The sequence below is a fragment of the Paenibacillus sp. WG02 genome (genome assembly GCF_055396115.1).
Map to the genome: position 1 here is coordinate 5,665,724 of NZ_AP036016.1, position 18,172 is coordinate 5,683,895.

General features: G+C 46.4%; 10 protein-coding genes and 1 pseudogene. 2 read left to right on the top strand and 9 right to left on the bottom strand.

Going from position 1 to position 18,172, the window contains the following annotated elements:
- Positions 1-14: 14 nt before the first annotated feature.
- From hutU to ACBP55_RS25845, 7 genes are all read right to left on the bottom strand, one after another.
- A complete protein-coding gene (gene hutU / locus ACBP55_RS25815) occupies positions 15-1,679 on the bottom strand; it encodes a urocanate hydratase (protein WP_464645739.1) in 1,665 nt (554 codons plus the stop codon).
- Between the two features lie 30 nt (positions 1,680-1,709).
- Complete coding sequence (locus ACBP55_RS25820; RefSeq protein ID WP_464645740.1) at positions 1,710-2,627, bottom strand: agmatinase family protein; 918 nt, start codon at positions 2,625-2,627, stop codon at positions 1,710-1,712.
- A 255-nt stretch (positions 2,628-2,882) separates the two neighbouring features.
- Entirely contained in the window at positions 2,883-4,076 is a 1,194-nt protein-coding gene (locus ACBP55_RS25825; protein ID WP_464645741.1) for a helix-turn-helix domain-containing protein, read from the bottom strand.
- A 76-nt stretch (positions 4,077-4,152) separates the two neighbouring features.
- Positions 4,153-5,712 carry a histidine ammonia-lyase gene (gene hutH / locus ACBP55_RS25830; RefSeq protein WP_464645742.1) on the bottom strand — a complete coding sequence of 520 codons (1,560 nt, stop codon included), beginning with the start codon at positions 5,710-5,712 and terminating at the stop codon, positions 4,153-4,155.
- A 96-nt stretch (positions 5,713-5,808) separates the two neighbouring features.
- Entirely contained in the window at positions 5,809-7,140 is a 1,332-nt protein-coding gene (locus ACBP55_RS25835; RefSeq protein ID WP_464645743.1) for an MFS transporter, read from the bottom strand.
- A gap of 540 nt (positions 7,141-7,680) precedes the next feature.
- Positions 7,681-9,693: a glutaminase family protein gene (locus ACBP55_RS25840; protein WP_464645744.1), complete on the bottom strand. Its 2,013-nt coding sequence runs from the start codon at positions 9,691-9,693 to the stop codon at positions 7,681-7,683.
- A gap of 208 nt (positions 9,694-9,901) precedes the next feature.
- Positions 9,902-10,774, bottom strand: a complete 873-nt coding sequence (locus ACBP55_RS25845; protein ID WP_464645745.1) for a helix-turn-helix domain-containing protein — start codon at positions 10,772-10,774, stop codon at positions 9,902-9,904.
- A gap of 143 nt (positions 10,775-10,917) precedes the next feature.
- On the opposite strand from ACBP55_RS25845, the gene ACBP55_RS25850 reads away from it, so the two are divergent.
- Positions 10,918-12,495, top strand: a complete 1,578-nt coding sequence (locus ACBP55_RS25850) for a HEAT repeat domain-containing protein (RefSeq protein WP_464645746.1) — start codon at positions 10,918-10,920, stop codon at positions 12,493-12,495.
- Between the two features lie 292 nt (positions 12,496-12,787).
- Here ACBP55_RS25850 and ACBP55_RS25855 read toward each other — a convergent pair whose 3' ends face one another.
- Together ACBP55_RS25855 and ACBP55_RS25860 are read right to left on the bottom strand one after the other, a co-directional pair.
- Positions 12,788-13,726 (bottom strand): aldose epimerase family protein, encoded by a 939-nt coding sequence (locus ACBP55_RS25855; RefSeq protein WP_464645747.1) that lies wholly within the window; start codon positions 13,724-13,726, stop codon positions 12,788-12,790.
- A gap of 56 nt (positions 13,727-13,782) precedes the next feature.
- Positions 13,783-17,147: pseudogene (locus ACBP55_RS25860) on the bottom strand (DUF5107 domain-containing protein).
- 117 nt (positions 17,148-17,264) lie between these two features.
- Here ACBP55_RS25860 and ACBP55_RS25865 point away from each other — a divergent pair.
- Entirely contained in the window at positions 17,265-18,155 is an 891-nt protein-coding gene (locus ACBP55_RS25865; protein ID WP_464645748.1) for a helix-turn-helix domain-containing protein, read from the top strand.
- The last annotated feature ends 17 nt before the right edge of the window (positions 18,156-18,172 follow it).

Sequence of the window (18,172 nt, forward strand, 5' to 3'; positions counted from 1 at the left end):
CTATTCAGAAATGATTAGATACCCATCATCGGTACGCGAACGCCGCGTTCCTTCGCCGTTTGAATGGCAATGTCATAACCCGCATCAGCGTGACGGATGACGCCCATTCCAGGGTCCGTGTTCAAGACGCGCGCTAATCTCTCGTCCGCTTCTTTGGAACCGTCAGCAACGACTACCATACCTGCGTGCAGGGAGTAACCCATGCCTACACCGCCGCCATGATGAACGGAAACCCAGCTCGCACCGGATGCTGTATTCACAAGCGCATTCAAGATAGCCCAGTCGCCAACTACATCGCTGCCGTCCTTCATGGACTCGGTTTCACGGTTAGGCGAAGCCACGGAACCGCAATCCAGGTGATCACGTCCGATAACGATCGGCGCGGATAGTTCTCCATTGCGCACCATTTCGTTAATCGCCAGACCCATCTTGGCGCGTTCTCCATAACCCAACCAGCAAATACGAGCTGGCAAACCTTGGAATGCGACTTTTTCTCTGGCTAATTCGATCCATTTACGCAGATGCGCATTTTCTGGGAACAGTTTCAAAGCAAGTTCATCGGTTTTATAGATATCCTCTGGATTACCGGACAATGCCGCCCAACGGAACGGTCCTTTCCCTTCGCAGAAGAGCGGACGAATGTAAGCCGGAACAAATCCAGGGAAATTAAATGCATCCTTAACCCCTTCATCAAGAGCTACTTGACGGATGTTGTTGCCATAATCAAATACAATTGATCCAAGCTTTTGAAGATCAAGCATCGCCTGCACATGCGCAGCCATCGATTTCTTAGACAACTTCACGTACTGCGCTGGATCGTTTTTACGCAAATCAGCCGCAGCTTCCAATGAATAGCCAACCGGCACATAGCCGTTAAGCGGATCGTGAGCAGAAGTTTGATCCGTTACGTAATCAGGCACAATTCCACGTTTCACAAATTCTGCGAACACCTCTGCAGCGTTTCCTACTAGCCCAATAGCGAGCGCTCTGCCCTCAGCTTTCGCTTCGTTCGCAAGCTTCAACGCTTCATCCAGATCGTAAACCATGACGTCGCAATAACGAGTGTCAATTCTTCGTTGAATACGGGTCGGATCTACGTCTACACCGATGACGACGCCATCGTTCATTGTTACAGCGAGAGGTTGAGCTCCGCCCATACCGCCAAGTCCGGCCGTTAATGTCAGGGTACCTCTTAAAGTGCCTCCCGAATGCTGCCTAGCTGCCTCAGCGAAGGTCTCATAAGTTCCTTGCAAAATGCCTTGCGTTCCGATATAAATCCAGCTGCCAGCCGTCATTTGACCGTACATCATAAGTCCCTGTTTATCGAGTTCATGGAACGTCTCCCAGTTGGCATAGGCCGGAACAATGACCGAGTTGGAGATAAGAACCCGCGGTGCTTGCGAATGCGTTCTGAATACACCAACCGGCTTACCTGATTGTACAAGCAGCGTTTCATCCGCTTCCAGGTTCGTTAAACATTCTACGATCTTGTCATAAGACTCCCAGTTCCGTGCAGCTTTTCCGATTCCGCCGTAGACGACGAGATCTTCCGGACGTTCTGCTACATCTGGGTCTAGATTGTTCATCAACATACGCAGGACAGCTTCCTGCTCCCAGCCTTTTGCCGTTAACTTCGTTCCGTGTGCTGCTCGAATCGTACGTTTGATTGTTTGTTCCATGAATAGTCACTCCTCTATGTTGTGTTCGAATTAGTTTCTTTTCATATATCCCGTCAAAAAAGTCAAGATGACATGCAAGGCGGTTCTGACCGTCGCTCTGCGAGGATCTTGCAGAGGGTCTACACAAACAATATCAAATCCTCGTACCTTAGGATGCTGTCCTAATAGGAATACGGCTTCCAACAACTGCCATGAGGTCATTCCGGCTGGAACGAGCGCTGGCACACCTGGCGCATAAGCTTGATCCAGTACATCCATGTCAACCGTTACATAAATCGCATCCGTCCCGTCACCAGCAACCCCCAGCGCCTTTTCCACCAAAGCTTCGATTCCTTCTTTGGCTACCTGCCGCGCTGTATATTGGGTAATTCCTTGCTCCATTGCATATTCATGATACGCTCTCGAATTGGCGAAGCTGTGAAGTCCGATTTGCGCAATATGGCGGCCTTCAATCGTCCCCGATTCGATCAACCCGCGGATTGGCGTTCCATTGGAAGGACCTCCATCCTCCAGATTCCGGACATCCATGTGGGAGTCAAGTTGAACGATGCCCACCTTTCCACCGACATGGTGCTTAAACGCTTTCACAGAGGGGCAAGTAATGGAATGATCGCCGCCAGCAATAATCGGGAACAAATGAGGCATATCTGCGTAAATGTTCTTCAGCCCTTGTTCGATATTGGCATGACAGCGCAGCAGATCCGTCACATGCATTTGAATATCACCAAGATCACGTGCCTGCAATTCCTGCAAATCGACACCGTGGTCGATACTGTACGTCGTGACATTTGCAAACAATTCCCGCAAAGCATTCGGTGTCATCGAAGCGCCTGAAATACTGATTGACGTCTTAGAAAGCGGAACGCCGATGAAACCGACTTGGACTTCTTCCTCGCCATCCCAAGGGATGACCACTGGGATACCTTGGTCTCGAATCGATCCCGCCAATTGGACTTTCGTACGAATTCTGGCGGATTCAGCAGTTCAATTTGTCTCAAAGCTGCTTCCCTCCTGTTGGTTGATGAAACAAAGTTTGTTTGTTTCTATGTTTCCATCATACTTAAAAATGGGGCATCTGAATCTAGTCGAATTTGCGGAAAGGTAGCACAATTTTACGGTTTAATCCGGAATTGAAATTTCTTTTGAAAACGCTTAAAAGCCAACCCCTAAGCGGATTGGCTTCATGTGACTATATCTATAATACTAGCACTGGGCTGTTGACCGATAGTCTGTCGGGCTGCACCCCATAATCATTTTAAATTTCCTTGCAAAATAGTTCGCATCCTGAAAACCGACTCGCGCGGCAATCTCTTGCATGGTCAATTCCGTTTTCTCTAACAAATAAACCGCCTTCTCAATACGAACTTTATTTAGAAAGTCGACAAAGCTTACACCCGCTTCTTTTTTGAATACATGAGCAAAATAATGGGTGCTCAAGTAACAATGCTGGGCAATTTCTTTTAATAACATTTTGTCTTGATGATGCTCTCTTATATAGACAATGGCAGATCGCACAATGGGGGACACCTCTAAGGCATGATCGTCCGATACCTGCTTGGCTAGCTTCCTCCAGTATGCGCATAGCTTTTTTACAAATTTGTCGTACCGAATGGTACTGTACAAGTCTTGAAGCATTCTTGCATTTTCAGATAAAATTTCAGAAGCATTACCGCCTAAGTCGACAACCATTCTTGATAAAGAGAGTACTAGATCATAGGCTTCCGACTTAAATAGATCAATATTATGTTTATACAATCTGGAAAGATTTTCTAATAACTCGACCAAATAAGCAATCGAGCCTTCTTCATCGCCGATCCGGACACGTGACAGCAATTCGATTTTCTCTTCATGAGTCACTGGCTTTGCACGTTCTTCCTGAATGCTTCTGTGTCCCTCATATTGAAAAATCATCCGGTTTCCTTGAAAGAAACGGTCGATTAATGATTCTTTGGCTTCGCTGTAGGAAAGATGAAGCTTGTACGGATCTTCGTAATAAGTGCCTATCCCGGCTGACACGGAAAAGCCCTTCGTATCTACGAAGTTTTGAATTTTCTTGACCATGCCATACGTAACTTGCTTGTAGGTCGGTTCTACGGGCTGAATCGATTGGAGTTCCAATAATACGGCTAACACACCTTCTCCCACCCATACCCACAAGAAAGGCAAGGTAATACTCTCGAAAATGGCTTCCACCAGCACCTGCCCGATCTCAATACTCCATTGCAATGACTTGTCCAAAGCCAAATCGGTATAACGGTCTATGGACAAAACGATAACGACTTGGGGCCGCGGTTCGATGCCAAACCGCTCACGCATTTCTTCAAAATCCGCTTCATGAATTAACGTCCCGGAAATGAGAAGCTGCGAAAAGGAGGCTTGAGCTGTATCCAGTTTCATTGTCTAATCACCCCCTATCTTAAAAAAGGAAGCCGTTTTGCTCTTAAATTTAAGAGAAAACTGCTTCCATGTTATTTTATTCTATCTCACCTATCATGTCTTCAACAACCTTTACAATGTCGCCCTCATGAATTTGCTGATAGATCGTCACGATGTCCGGATAGAAAAATCGGTCTTCCTCGACCGTTGGCACTTGCGATCGTATCAGGTTATAAACCCCCTCAATAACTGGAGAAGATTTCATCGGCCGATGAAAATCGAGTGCTTGTACGGCAGTCATTAATTCAATCGCCAACATATACGACAGCTTTTTCGAAATCTGGTAGGCTTTTTTCGAGGCCGCATACGCGAAACTGACAACATCTTCTTGATTGGCGCTAGTGGGAACACTTTCTACGGAGGCTGGATGAGAAAGAATCCTGATTTCTCCCAGCAGCCCAACAGCTGTATATTGAGGGATCATATATCCATTGTTTAATCCCGGATTTCTCACTAGATAACTAGGCATCTCGCTCAGGTGAAAATTCACTAATCGATCGATTCGTCTCTCCGCTATTTTCCCCAAATTGCCCATGGCTATACACATAACATCCGCCTGGATACCGACATAAGTGCCGTCAAAATTGCCCCCCATTAAGGCAATCCCGTCGTCTTCCTCGGGAATAATAACAGGATTATCACTTACAGAGTTAAGCTCATTATTAATGGTGTAGGCGGCATCCTTCAAATTTCTTTTAGAAGTTCCATGAACCTGAGGGATGCATCTTAAGCTTAAAGCATCCTGCACTCGATAGTTTTTATATGTTTCGGCAATTTCACTGTCTTTAAGGATTCGCAATAAATTTTGTGCCGTCTTAGCCTGCTCCTCATGTTGTTTTAAAGCATGGAGCCTTGGATCGAAGGCATGAATCGTACCTTTTAAAGCTTCGAATGACATTGCGCCCGCAATATCAGCTGTTTTCACCGCTTGAATGGCATTAAATAGAGTTAATATGGCCATGGCTGTGACAGATGACGATCCATTGGTCAGCGCCAGCCCTTCTTTACAACTTAATGTCGTAGGGGTTAGCCCTGCTCTTTCAAGCGCCTCTCTGCCTGTAAGGAGTTCCTCCTTGTGCCAAGCTTTGCCCTCCCCAATTAGCACTAACGCCATATGTGCTTCCGGGGCAAGATAACCGACGGATCCATCACCGGGAGCAAACGGCGTAATTCCTTGATTTAAGAGCGATGCTATGAGCTCTAGCAGTTCCAATCGGACGCCGGAATAGCCACGCCCCAAATGAATGAGCATCATCAGTTGAATCGCTCTGACAACTTCTTTCTCCAGTGGATCGCCTACGGAAACTGCATGGGATCTAACAATATTGCGCTGCAAAGCTTCGGCATCTTCGGTTGAGATGATCTCGGTCACATTGCTCCCGAAGCCGGTCGTTACGCCATAAATGATGCGGTTTTCGTTTAAAAATTTCTCGATAAGACTTCTGGAATGATTAACGCGATCGCAATAACTCGGCGAAAATGATACCTTTGCCCCGTAACGGGCTACGGCGACAAATTCGGCAATAGAGACCTGATGATCGCCAAGAATTACTTGATTTATGTCTTTAGGATGAGTAGAAGTAGAAGCAATTGTCATGAGAACATCTCCTTTTAAAACCAATACATACTATGCAATAGTTGTCGGATAAATATTCATACAAGAGATGTCGGAAGACATCTCTTGTAAAGTTTTTTAATGATAATGGATGGCATCGTCAAGAGCAAGCGATTTCGTCTCCGGCGCCCAAGCAATGGAGACAATGGTCCCGATTAGCAGAACTATTGTCATGCCAATCATGGAAGGGGTTAGTCCCATGGAACTAACGGTTACAGGCAACAGAAATGTTCCAACCGCCGAACCGATTCGGCTTATTGCGGTAACAACACCAACGCCAGATCCCCGGATTTCAGTAGGAAAGAGCTCGGCTGGATAAACTAAGGTAAGATTTGAAGCGGCTGACATGACAAAGGTAAATAAACAAAAGATCGTAATAGCCACGATGTGTGAACCAGCAGGTAAAAGAGTAAGCGCAAACAAAGAGATTGTAAGGATAATAAACGTGTTAATCGTAAAGCTTCTGCGCGAATATTTCTCGGTAAACCACAGACCGGCAATCGAACCGACGAGCAGGAATAAATTTAGAATCGTGTCCATAAGAAACGTCTCTTCAAATCCCATTTTAGCTAAAATATCCGGTAGGAACGTATAAATTGCAAAATAAGGAAGCACTTGACAGACATAGAAGAGACCACCAAATGCCGTACGCTTCCAAAGCTGTTTTCCGAAAAGATCTTGAAAACGGTACGTTTTAGAGGTATGCTCCAAACGCGTTTCATCAAGCTCCGCAAGTGGACCGATATGCTTCTTCACGATTTCCCTTGCTTCCTCCACACGCCCCATGCTAATGAGCCATCTAGGTGATTCAGGTGTTCCAATCCGAAGCAACAGGACAATAACCGCTGGAATGGCTGCACTTGCAAGCATCCACCGCCAGGAATCCGGGCCGGTCTTTAGCAGATAATAACCAACAACGTTGGAGACTACATAACCGACGGTCCACATGACATTTAAGAAAGAAAGTAGAAAACCTCGATGTTTTCTAGGCGCGAACTCAGCAAGCAGCGTCGACCCAATCGCGTAATCGCCACCCAGAGCAAAACCGATCAATATACGAAGGATGAACAGAATCGTAGGATCTTGCACAAAGAATTGCAAGAAAGATGCTAAAGCAATGACTACGAAGTTACCAAGGAAGATTTTCTGTCTACCTATACGGTCGGACAATCCTCCGAGTAGCAGACTGCCGAAAAAAAGTCCGATCAACGCTGAACTTCCGATTAGTCCACTCCAAATCGGGCTAAGGCTCATTTGAGGTCCAATCAAAGTCAGTGCCATTCCTATAATACCAAGAGCATAACCATCGGAAAAATTAGACCCAAACGTAAGCGCTGTAATTTTAAGATGAAATTTATTGAGTGGAGCGTCATCAATCTTATAAGGTTTCATGGATAGTTGTACGGACATAGCAGTAACCCCCGTTTATGAAAATCGATTTTATAACATATGTGACTAAGTCCTCCGGAGGCAAGTAACCTCATTTTAACATGAATAAATGGTACATCTTTTCCTGCAAATATATCTGGTTAAGAGTCAATGTCCCCCCTCCATAATGTCAAGTAACTTATTGCCAAACACTAGCACGATTTTGCTTTCCATTTTAGAACCAGAATGATCTGATCGTTATTGAATGCGACTAAAAAAGGGAAACACTCGATTCCTTTTATTAGTTCCAAAGCGACTTAAAGCGTTTTCAAATTATCGGTGTTCTTTTGATAATGGCTGATGTAAATAAATTATAGTCGCTCAATATGGATTGTGCTCTAGATAATAATTCGGATTACTAGCACAATATTGCTTTAAGAAGTGCAGATGACAAAGTATTTGAAAAGTTTTGGAGCGGCCATGATTCATACAGCATACCCAGTTATGCAATAAAAATAACCACCCAGCAGCTGCTGAATGGTTATTTTTAATAGGGGACGAACTCCACAAGGCATATAGCGATTATTCTCGCCTTATTCCCTTTTCTTTAAGCAGCTTCATGTAAAATCCTCCCACGACGCTGCGATGCTGGAAATTCAGCTGCCGTGCGGTAATCGTATCCGTCCAATCGGAGAAAGCTACCCGATCGGGTGTGTCGTTTATCATTTTCCACAACGGTTCCACTAGCTTGATAAAATCGTCCCGATCCGTCGCGAGCGAAGCTGACCATATGAGCCAATCCGCTTTCGTATAGGTTTCCCGGCTATCCAGCGGAGTACCGTATTCATTTCGCTGCTTCAAATACCATTCCACTTCCCTATGGATGATCTCTTCGCCGAATAAATCCGTGCCGAATATTAAATCCCATATTAAGTTGTACTTCAAGCTCCAAGTACCTTCTTGACCGAACGCAAGTTTAGAGTGATCCCCGTCGTCCGCAAGCATTTTCCATTTACTCGCCATTTCCCTTGCCAAGCTTAAATAACGCTCCGACTCCACGTCATTATCCATATAGGCCATAAGTATGGAGTAACTCGCTACGCCCATAATGGCTTTGACAGACAGGTTTGCGTTACGTTCCAAATGTCCGGCAAAATCATCCGTGCATAGTTGGTTGTCCGGGTCTAGACCGAATTCCAATAAATAATGAGTCCATTGTTCCAGCAAATCCAAATTCTCTCTCGCGAAATTTACTTTGCCCCCTGCTAAACAAACGGCAGCCGCCATGATCAGCATATTGCCGCATTCCTCAACGGGCATTTGCCCTTCCCTTGCATTATCGCTATATACCTGGCCATTGCCTAGCGGATATTGTCCTATATCATGGGGAGCGAACTCAAAAGTCCAAGCGTCGGTTCTGGCATATTGATAGATCGGCCGGATCATCGCTTCAACGAGTTCAGGGTTATACAGAAGGAATAACGGAACGGAAGGGTAACTTACATCCACAGTGGCCATGCAGCCATTGCTATAGCACTCTTTTGAGAGAAACAACGGATCCCCGTTCAAATCGGTCACAAGTTTATGGGCAGCGATAGCCTGCCGGTAAGATAGAGCGAGTATATCCGCATATTTCTCGCCACCCGCCTCAATGGCATCATCAAGTAATTGCCGGTCAAACTCCGTGCATCGCACCATTAATTGTTCGTAATCCGAGAAAGCTTCGGCAATCATCTCCATCGTGCTCTTGCCGTTTCTTTTCCAATAGGCCTGCAGCTTATCGCCGAAATATTCCACTGCATAGATGTCGTCGTAGGCGAGCACGACCAAGTTTTTGACCAGGTCTGCGCCCAACTCGCCCGCTTCGAACACAACCGCCATCACCGGCTTGCCGTCCGCGACCTCCAAAGGCATTCCAAGTGCTTTCCCGGCAACGATTTCCCCGTTTCTTGCGAATGTTTTGCGAATATTGGCCGAATCCACATAGGTCCTAACACGGTCCGAACTCTGCGTGCATAGATAGAAATCGCCCCAGTCGATACGTAAATCGTCTCCCGACTTGTTCAAATAGTTCATCTCAGCATGACTCATTCGCTGCCAAACGATTCCTTCATTCTCCCCTTGTTCCCAAACGACAGATTGCCGCGGGTGGTCAACACACCATTCGCCTGTTACGTCGAAATAGATCTGCACGTCATGAGATTTCCCATCTGTCGAACGGACCTCCAACGAAACATAGGAAGCAGGCCGAGATAAAACATCCATATCCTCCAAAAGCAAAGGGGTAATAAATCGAACATCGAGCGCTACACCGGCAGCTTCGAAGGAATACGCGCTGCATAGCGGAGAGACGGACAAACGAGTTTGTTCCATTGCTGGCGGCTCCGTGAAATATCGTTCGACGCTAGATTCTACTCGCCCAGCAAAACGCCAAGTCGTCCCGTCGATTCGGATTAATCCCGTCATGGCTTGCCTTTGACCCGTCCAATGGCGCGTGAAATCATCCGTAAGTCGATCAGCCGAAGACCATACGCTAAAATAGGGATCTACGGTTACAAGCGGAACAGCCGACGGTCGAAACGTACCCTCAGTCATGAGACAACACCCTTTCTATGCACATCAAGAGTTATATATATAATATAATAAATATGATTATGCATATATGTCAATGATAGTTTTCGTAGTCTTTGAAAAGGCAAAAGCCGATTAAGAGTCGCTTGACTCCTAACCGGCATTTGTCACATCATTTGCTTCATTTACGCCTCAAATGCTGCCCTTCTGGTGCTTCATTCGTCTTCTATCGTCATGGACCGTCTCTGTTCTCTTCTCGAAACTCCCGAGGTGATTTACCGTTTAGCTTGCGGAATAGCTTCGAAAAATAATGCAAAGACGAAAATCCGTGTTTGTCTGCGATCTCAGTGATATTCAGATTCGTAAAGAGGAGGTCGTCCTTCGCCCGGTTGATCCTGAATTGGATGACATACTGTGTTGGAGGCAATCCAGTTGCATCTTTGAACAAATCAAAGAAGTAACCACGGCTTATGCGCAGCTCCCTGTAATAGATTTCCAAAGGCTGCAGTTTGCCTTGTACCAGATCCTGATCCAATCGCTCGAGCAGCTTGGACATGCGGAGATTGGGGATATGCTCCTCTTTCAGGGCAAAGGTTAGAAAAAATTCGATAAACTGCTGAAAGCTGCTCTGGATCTTTAGGCTGCGAACGTACGTCCGTTGGTTTGTATAGTAATTTTCGGTATAAAACTTCTCGAATAAATCCATCCACAGCCGCAGCTTCTCCACTTTCACATGCTCAGGTAACGAATAAGGAAATGCAGGTCCGATCAGATCAGCAACCAGAGTGGCTGCATCATAACAGATCGTGCTCGGGTGGCTGAACTCAGCCCGACGATCAACGTATGACCAATCGAAATAACAGCAGACGTGGACCATCGGGTCTTGGCTGTCCGCAACCCAATGGTGAGGCTGCCCTGCTGGTATGTACACGAGAGAGCCGGCTACTGTTTCATAAGTGCGACCATTCGTGTGAATGACACCTCTTCCCTCGCTGATCAAATATAGGGAGGAGGCATAACAGATCCGATTGTTGCTCGTCTGTCCTTTGGAGAATGGATACCGGGTTGCAAAGTACACGTAAGGATGTAAGTCGGCGAAATCCAATCACGATCACCACCTTATTAGTAAAAATTAATTTGTAATTGATATGACGATTGTACAAATAATTGACGATTTTGCAAATACAAAATAAACCGAATACTGTAATATTTCTAAGTAAGGACGAAGATTTCTAAGGAGGATTTAACATGTTAGATAGCAAATATTTGTTGACGGATGAGCAAATGATGCAGTTTATTACCAAAGGATATCTGGTACTTCAGAACGACATGCCTCATCAGCTTCATTTGAGCATCATGAACCAGATCCATCACGTTATGCATAATGAAGGCAACCCTGGGAACAACATTCTGCCCCGTGTCCCGGACATTCAGCAGCTGTTCGATACACCTGTCGTCAAGGGAGCCTTAAGCAGTGTTCTTGGGCCAGACTATTACATGCATCCACATCGTCACTGTCATTACAACCAACCAGGCAATCAGACGCCAGGCGGTGGAAAATGGCACAAAGACGGCTATTGGTCTTCCATGCGCAGCCATCGACCGTGGTGGGCGATGATTTTCTATTACACCCACGATATTACCGAAGATTTAGGGCCTACTGCGATCATGCCAGGCACCCAATACTACGAAAAATTCCTCGGCGACCAAGGTGAGACGCTGCTGCCCACAGGCAAAGCCGGTACGATGGTACTTGTGCATTTCGACTTGTGGCATAAAGCTTCGCTTAATGTATCTGAACTAGATCGGTATATGCTCAAGTTTCAATTTCTCAGATTAAGCGCACCTGAGTATCCGAGCTGGAATCATCAAAGCAAGGAGATGATTGTGCCGGAAGGAACGCCAGCTATCCATTTGAATCTATGGCAAGACGTATGGGATTGGCTACGCGGAGAACCTACGGCTAAGCAGGTTGCCACTCCAAAGGACGAGGAGCGCGTATTGGCATTACGGCAAGAGCTTGAGGCAGAGAATGCGGCCGTTCGCGGGCGGGCGGCGGATGAATTGGGACGCATCGGAGCAGAAGCAGCTTCTTGCGCTCCTTCGCTAGGGCTTCTATTAAACGATCCGGTGGAAACGACCGCTTTGAATGCAGCCTATGCGCTTGGACAACTTGGAACTCAAGGGCTCGACATGCTGATCAAGCAAATTACGGAGGGGTCGAACCTGATAGCGGAACGGGCCGCATATGGATTGCAAGGAGCAGGCATTGAGGCGATTCCCGAGCTTCTCCGTGTTATGAAGCATGAAAATGAGAAGCGCAGGGCGTTGGCGGTTTTCGTACTCGGGATGATAGGATCTTCCGAAGGTGAAGTGGTACCTTCATTGATCTCCAGCTTGCAGGATCAGAGCGAGTGGGTTCGCCGGAATGCGGTTGAATCATTAGGTATGCTCAAACTAGCCGGTGATCAGGTTGTTTCGGCATTAGCGAAAGTATTGAAGGATTCTCTACGATATGAGCCTGACGATGCTTCAGAATCGGATCAACCGGAATCGAAAAAGTCATATGAAAGCGATCAGCCCTACATTACCAATAAGGTCGGCTATACGGCGGCACTTTCACTGCTGCGCACGGGTAAATCTGGCGATGTCAAAGATGCTGTCCGCTCTTTGGAACAAGCGCTATACAGCAAGGACCGTTACGTTAGAGCCTATGCAGCGGAAACACTCACCCATCTAAGAACGGACGATGCGGTTGATATCTTGATCCGATATTACCGCACTTCACGCTGGTGTCCGGATACAAGTAAAGCCAGTACTTTCTAGACTGCCTTTTTACGAACTCAAAACAAAAGCGGGGCTATCCTATAAGTAGATAAATCTACTTGAGGATAGCCCTTAAGTTCTTTTGAGCTGATGGAACGCTCGAATCGTATTCAGCATGAACTGAATACTTCCATTGGACATTTTCCAATGGAATTGGCTTCCAGACTGTCCATTCCCTACTTCCACTGGATTTAATCCAATGGAAGTAGCATTCAGCCATGCTACTTCTCACTAGAACAGTCGTCATGAACCGGTTCGGCCACAAACCGGGGATTATGCTAAAATATATATTTTAATTTATTGATACTTCAATAAACCACCTGTACTCCCCAAGAGCTTCAACAGTAGCCGTTTCGTTTTGTCCCATCGCATGGGCAAGATCATCCATCTTTCCTGTCGCAGGCTCGATTGCAAAATGATAATGACCGCCATATCCACCGTAATTAGCCCAAATGGCTAGATAAGGCACTTGTTCCGGAGGAAAACGGAGCGTAACCGTTTCGCCTGTCGCAGGATCGCTAAGCTGGGCCCAACCGTGCTTAACCTTATCTGCGAAATAATATTTTTCTGCAAATTCCCCTTCTGCCGGCTCGATTTTGCTAAGATCTACGCTTCCATTATCCGTTTGAATGAGAGGCCAAGGTTTCCTGTCCTGAAAGACGCCAAGACGCTGCTGTTCAGAATAAGAGATCTCAATTTGTTTCATGTCGTTCGGAACGTTCAAAATCATTCCTTCTCGGACTTGAAATAAGGGATGTGCCGCCCAAAGAAAGGAAAAAGGCGATAAGGAATGATTCTTTACACAATAATCAATTCGCAAGGTGTCTTCCTCTGCAAAAGAATATACCTTTTCCAATGTATATGGAAAATGCACACTATTCACTTGGCAGTATAGCTCATCCCCCACACATTGACTGCTCCATTCTAAGGACCATACCTCCCCATGGTCTGGAATCATCTGGTTCTGCCACGGTTTTTCCGGATAGAAGCACTTATTAATGCTTGGAAACATTTCATCCCATCCGCTCTCATCTCCAGTCGCAAAGGATGAACCATAACCTGTGTTTCCCAGCGGTTTACCGCTTCGCCAGAGCCACTCCCGATTCGTCTTTCGATTCACAAGCGAGGCTACCTTGCTGCCAAGCGCAGGAATCACGGTTAACGAAATGCCGTTTGTTTGTCCAACCCAAGATAAATAACCTTCACTTTCGATTTGTGTCCAACTTCCCAAGTCTATCCCTCACTTCATCCTTTTTGATAACCCTGCAAATAGGATAGCTCATTTGCTTATTCGCACAAACGAAGGTGAGTACTTGCCCCTTGATGATTTTTATCTAAACGGAGCACTTCTTCCAATTGCCATTTGGCTTGTTCAAGCTTGCCTATTCCAATGAAGCCGAGCGCCATCATGTAGTTGCAATGAATTTCGTTGCGCTTGTTAAGATCATCCTCGAACACAAGGAAATCCGGCAGCGAGACGGCGAAATAATCGAATTTTACTTGATCAAAAATATGCTTTTCGGAATAATCAATGAGCTTGTTGAATCGGCGCTTAGCTTCTTTGTCATTTTGCTGCTTCAACCATGCTAAGCCTTGGTAAAAAATCATATCCGGCGGCTGATCGTTGTAGTACATCACGCTGGCCGGCTCATCCAAGCCAAAGGACGCCTTCTCGAACGACGCTATCGCGTTAGCTGTCATTTTCAGACCCTCAAACGCACAGCCTAAATAGTAATAGATATGGTTCTCTTGCGCGCCTGCTAGCTTTCCTTCACCGAGGTTTTCTGGAAAATGAAGCGCCTTATGCAAAAGTTCAAGTGCTTTCTCGTATTTCGCTTCATCTAAAGCGCGTTTGGCGAGCTCTACATGTGAATAGACGTATTGACCGGTGACTTTGCCTTCCCCGCCTTCCCATGGATGGAACTTCCGTGAGGCTAGAGAGGCTGCAGCCTGCTCGTGCTTGCCTTGAGAATTGAGCAATGTAACGTATTCCAAATAGAGATCGTCGCGCTGAACAACTAGAGCCTTGTGCTTTTCAAGTTTTTCAAAACGACTTTCCGGAGAGTAACCCAGCTTTTTGTAAAGCTGATCAAGCTCATAAAACACTCTTGCGTCATTCTGTTGGCTCTCAAACGCTGTTTCTAAGGACATAAGCGCCGCTTGAGCATCGCCGCGTTTATTGAAATAAGCCAGCGCTAAGTTGCGGTGAACAGTCGCGAAATCGCCGCGAATATCTCTGGACGACTCCCAATGGCCGATTGCGTCCTCGTAGCGTCTCTTGTCATACAGCAAGTTACCTAAATAGTAATGCGCTTTATCATCATTGGCATTGGAAGCAATGGCGCTTTCCAATATAAGCAGATCGAACCAATTGTTCGGGAAGCAGTAATCCGGCGACGCTGCATTTCCTTGCTGCCGATGTTTCGCTGCGACATCCGGGTAGCCCGCTTTCTCATTTAAGTAACCAAGGGTGTAGTGCAGCATCGGGTATGCATCCGTGCTATCGTTCTGAACGATTCGATTCAGCACTTCAATCGCCTCGGTATACAAACCACTTCCGGCATAGTCCGATACAAGGTTCAAGTAATTATGAGCATCACCGCGCATGAGTTGGACTAATTCTCCAAGCACACGATCAGCATTATCTCGGTCTCCTTGGGCTACATTCACTAGATAGCATTCGTTATATGCTGCAAAATCGGCAATATCAAGCTTAAGTGTTTCTTGGGCAAAAGTGAGCGCGTCCTCGTTGAATCCTAATTTACGCAGCAGCACCGTTTTCAAATGACGCGCCTTGTAGTTATGCGCATTACGGATGAGCGAACGCTCAACCAATTCAAGCGCCTCTTCATAATTCCCTTTTTCGCAGGCGATCTGAGCGAGCGAGAAATAGCCGCTGTCCTGCCAAGCAGCAGACCAGACCGCTTTATAAAAGGCGGCGAATGCTTCATCCAAGCGACCTTGCATTTTCAGCGATATGCCCAACTGATAGAAAGCTTCGCTGTCGTACGGATTAGGGTTACGCCACGTAAGCGACTTCACCGCCGTGCGGAAATGCCCTTCGGCCTCGCGGAACAAACAGCGGCGTAGCAGCAGCGTTCCATACGCGACATTAATGCGAATATCGTTCGGATCGCGCTTGAGCCCCTCCAAATAATAATCCTCCGGCTCGAATGTAGCATGACGGTACTGCTCTAGGTGCAGTCCAGCCAAGTATAGCTGCTCGTTCGACATCAGTTCCTGAGGTTCTGGAAGCGGTTTGGCTGCATCTGGCGCCTGCTCAATCGATGGTTTGACAGGACGGTAGGATACGAGCAGTTCGCCTTTATGATCCCAAACTTGCACGAGCAAATCATGCGGTTTATCGGCTTCATCAAGTATAATCACCGATTTATACGTGGACACTGGCGATAATTCAAGCTTTTCTTTTAGATAGGTGCGCTGGCGGCTTTTAAGCTCTACAACGGCATCCGGGAAAATTGAAGTTGCATAAACATGCACAACAGCTTCACGGGTTGCTTCGTCGACTTCAAGATTAACTGCGGCATCAATCGTCGCATTTTTGACGACCCCAATATTTTTGTACGGCATAAAGTACTGCTTAAACGATTTCTCTTCATAGGGCTGCAGCCAAGTAAAATCCGGTTGATTATCGGTATATACACCGGTCATCAATTCGATATACGGCCCGTCTTCGTCGGTCAGATTGCGGTCCCATGCTTGCCCGAACTCGCCGTTCCCCCACGTCCATTGCTTTTTCCCTGGGGAAATATGGTGGTTAGCGACGTGCAAAAGCCCTGCCTGTACGCCGTGATCATAACCGCCGACAAAATTGTAATCGGATTTGTATGCCATATAAGAAGTTGGAACTGGAATATTCTTGTACCGTGAGATATCAACGCCGGCGGAATAGTCCATTTTGTAGTATGTGCCGGTTGCAATCGGGAATCGGGACACATCCCGCTTGCCGTGATCGAATACGGCCGTCACGTCCTGCGGAAATACGGATTGCGTATGTTCGTTAACGGCAACTGCTGGATTCGCCCACCATAGGAAGGTTTGCGGTTCTGGTGTACGGTTGTAAAGCTGCGCCGAGATCTCCAAGTACGCCTTACCTGGATACAACGTAAAACCGGCGGTTACCTTCGTGCCATACATGCGATCAATCTCGCTCACCCATGCTGTTGCGCTGCCATCCTCATTCACCGCATAACGATATTCTACGGGGCCGAACGTGTTGGGACGGTGATGCTGCGGCCAGTTGAATTCGATACCTCCTGAGATCCACGGTCCGGCGAGACCAACAAGCGCAGGCTTGATCACTCTGTTGTAATAAACGAAATCGTATTGATTCGTTTTGTCCAGCGCCCGATAGATCCGTCCACCGAGCTCCGGCATCATTTCAATTCGAACATATTCGTTTTCAAGAATAACCAGTCGATAGCTTTTCATCACTTTCTCGTCTTCTATTTTATCAATGACAGGATGCGGATAGACGCGGCCGAGCTGCCTTGATACACCCGTTTTTCCAAGAACATTGGGTTTGGATTAGGCGCTCCGATTTCGTAGGTGGGAATTTCCACTGTTTCTTCCCATACTCGAACTGATTGAACGTTATGCTGAGCCACTGAATCTGTCTTTTCATTCCTCATTGGATGACCTCCTGCTAGATGATATCTCTAATTTACTTCTAGAATATCGTTCTGCCAATTGACGAAATGCGGTTTATGATGGATGATATTCTTATTTCAACAAGAGGTGTGAGATTTATGGAAACGATTATGAAGCCGGAGGGCTTCCAAGAGGAATTGCTTCATGTCATGCCCGAATATATTGTGAAAGAATTAGAGCAATCGGAATTGACCAAGCACCTATATATCAGCGATATCGGCGTATTCCCGCGAGCCCAGTACCATTATCGGGAACGTTCTGACGGCTGCAACGCCCATATTGTTATCTATTGCACTGATGGCGAAGGATGGATCGAGCTTGAAAATCGCAAGCCGCTGCAATTAACCGCGCGTCAATTGGCCGTCATACCTGCAGGTATTCCGCATCGTTACGGAGCATCTTCCCATTTACCATGGAGTATTCACTGGTTTCATTTGCATGGCGATCATGCCGCTCCATTATTCAAAATGTACAATTTGTACGAAGGCTCCATTTATCTTCCGCATAGCATTAACACAAAGTTTCTGACGGAATTCGAACACTGCTATGAATTGCTTTCGAACAAGGCATATTCCATGGCGATACATGTACATGTTTCTAATGTGTTTCGGGAGCTTTTGAGCGATATTGGCATGAGTTCAGCGGGGTCTACGCAAGACAAAAAAAGGGAGAACTATATGGGAAGCGCCATCCGGTACATGAACGACCATATGGAGGTTTCCATTACACTCTCAGATCTAGCCAAGCATACTGGGGTATCGAAACAGCATTTGATTTTTTTATTCAAGAAGGAAACCAGCTTTCCGCCAGTGGAGTACTTTTTACGTCTCAAAATACAAAAAGCGAGCCAAATGCTCGACCTGACCGCCCTCACGATCAAGGAAATCGGAAGCGCGATCGGCATATCCGATGCCTACTACTTCTCAAGACTTTTTAAGAAAATGATGGGAGTTTCCCCAACCGAATATCGCAAAATTCCGAAAGGGTAGCGATGATTTACCTAAGA

What these genes read in the sequence shown, in the direction of transcription:
- hutH (WP_464645742.1), bottom strand. Translation starts at nt 5,712, where the DNA reads ATGACAATTGCTTCTACTTCTACTCATCCTAAAGACATAAATCAAGTA.
- ACBP55_RS25850 (WP_464645746.1), top strand. Translation starts at nt 10,918, where the DNA reads ATGTTAGATAGCAAATATTTGTTGACGGATGAGCAAATGATGCAGTTT.
- ACBP55_RS25835 (WP_464645743.1), bottom strand. Translation starts at nt 7,140, where the DNA reads ATGTCCGTACAACTATCCATGAAACCTTATAAGATTGATGACGCTCCA.
- ACBP55_RS25825 (WP_464645741.1), bottom strand. Translation starts at nt 4,076, where the DNA reads ATGAAACTGGATACAGCTCAAGCCTCCTTTTCGCAGCTTCTCATTTCC.
- hutU (WP_464645739.1), bottom strand. Translation starts at nt 1,679, where the DNA reads ATGGAACAAACAATCAAACGTACGATTCGAGCAGCACACGGAACGAAG.
- ACBP55_RS25840 (WP_464645744.1), bottom strand. Translation starts at nt 9,693, where the DNA reads ATGACTGAGGGTACGTTTCGACCGTCGGCTGTTCCGCTTGTAACCGTA.
- ACBP55_RS25865 (WP_464645748.1), top strand. Translation starts at nt 17,265, where the DNA reads ATGGAAACGATTATGAAGCCGGAGGGCTTCCAAGAGGAATTGCTTCAT.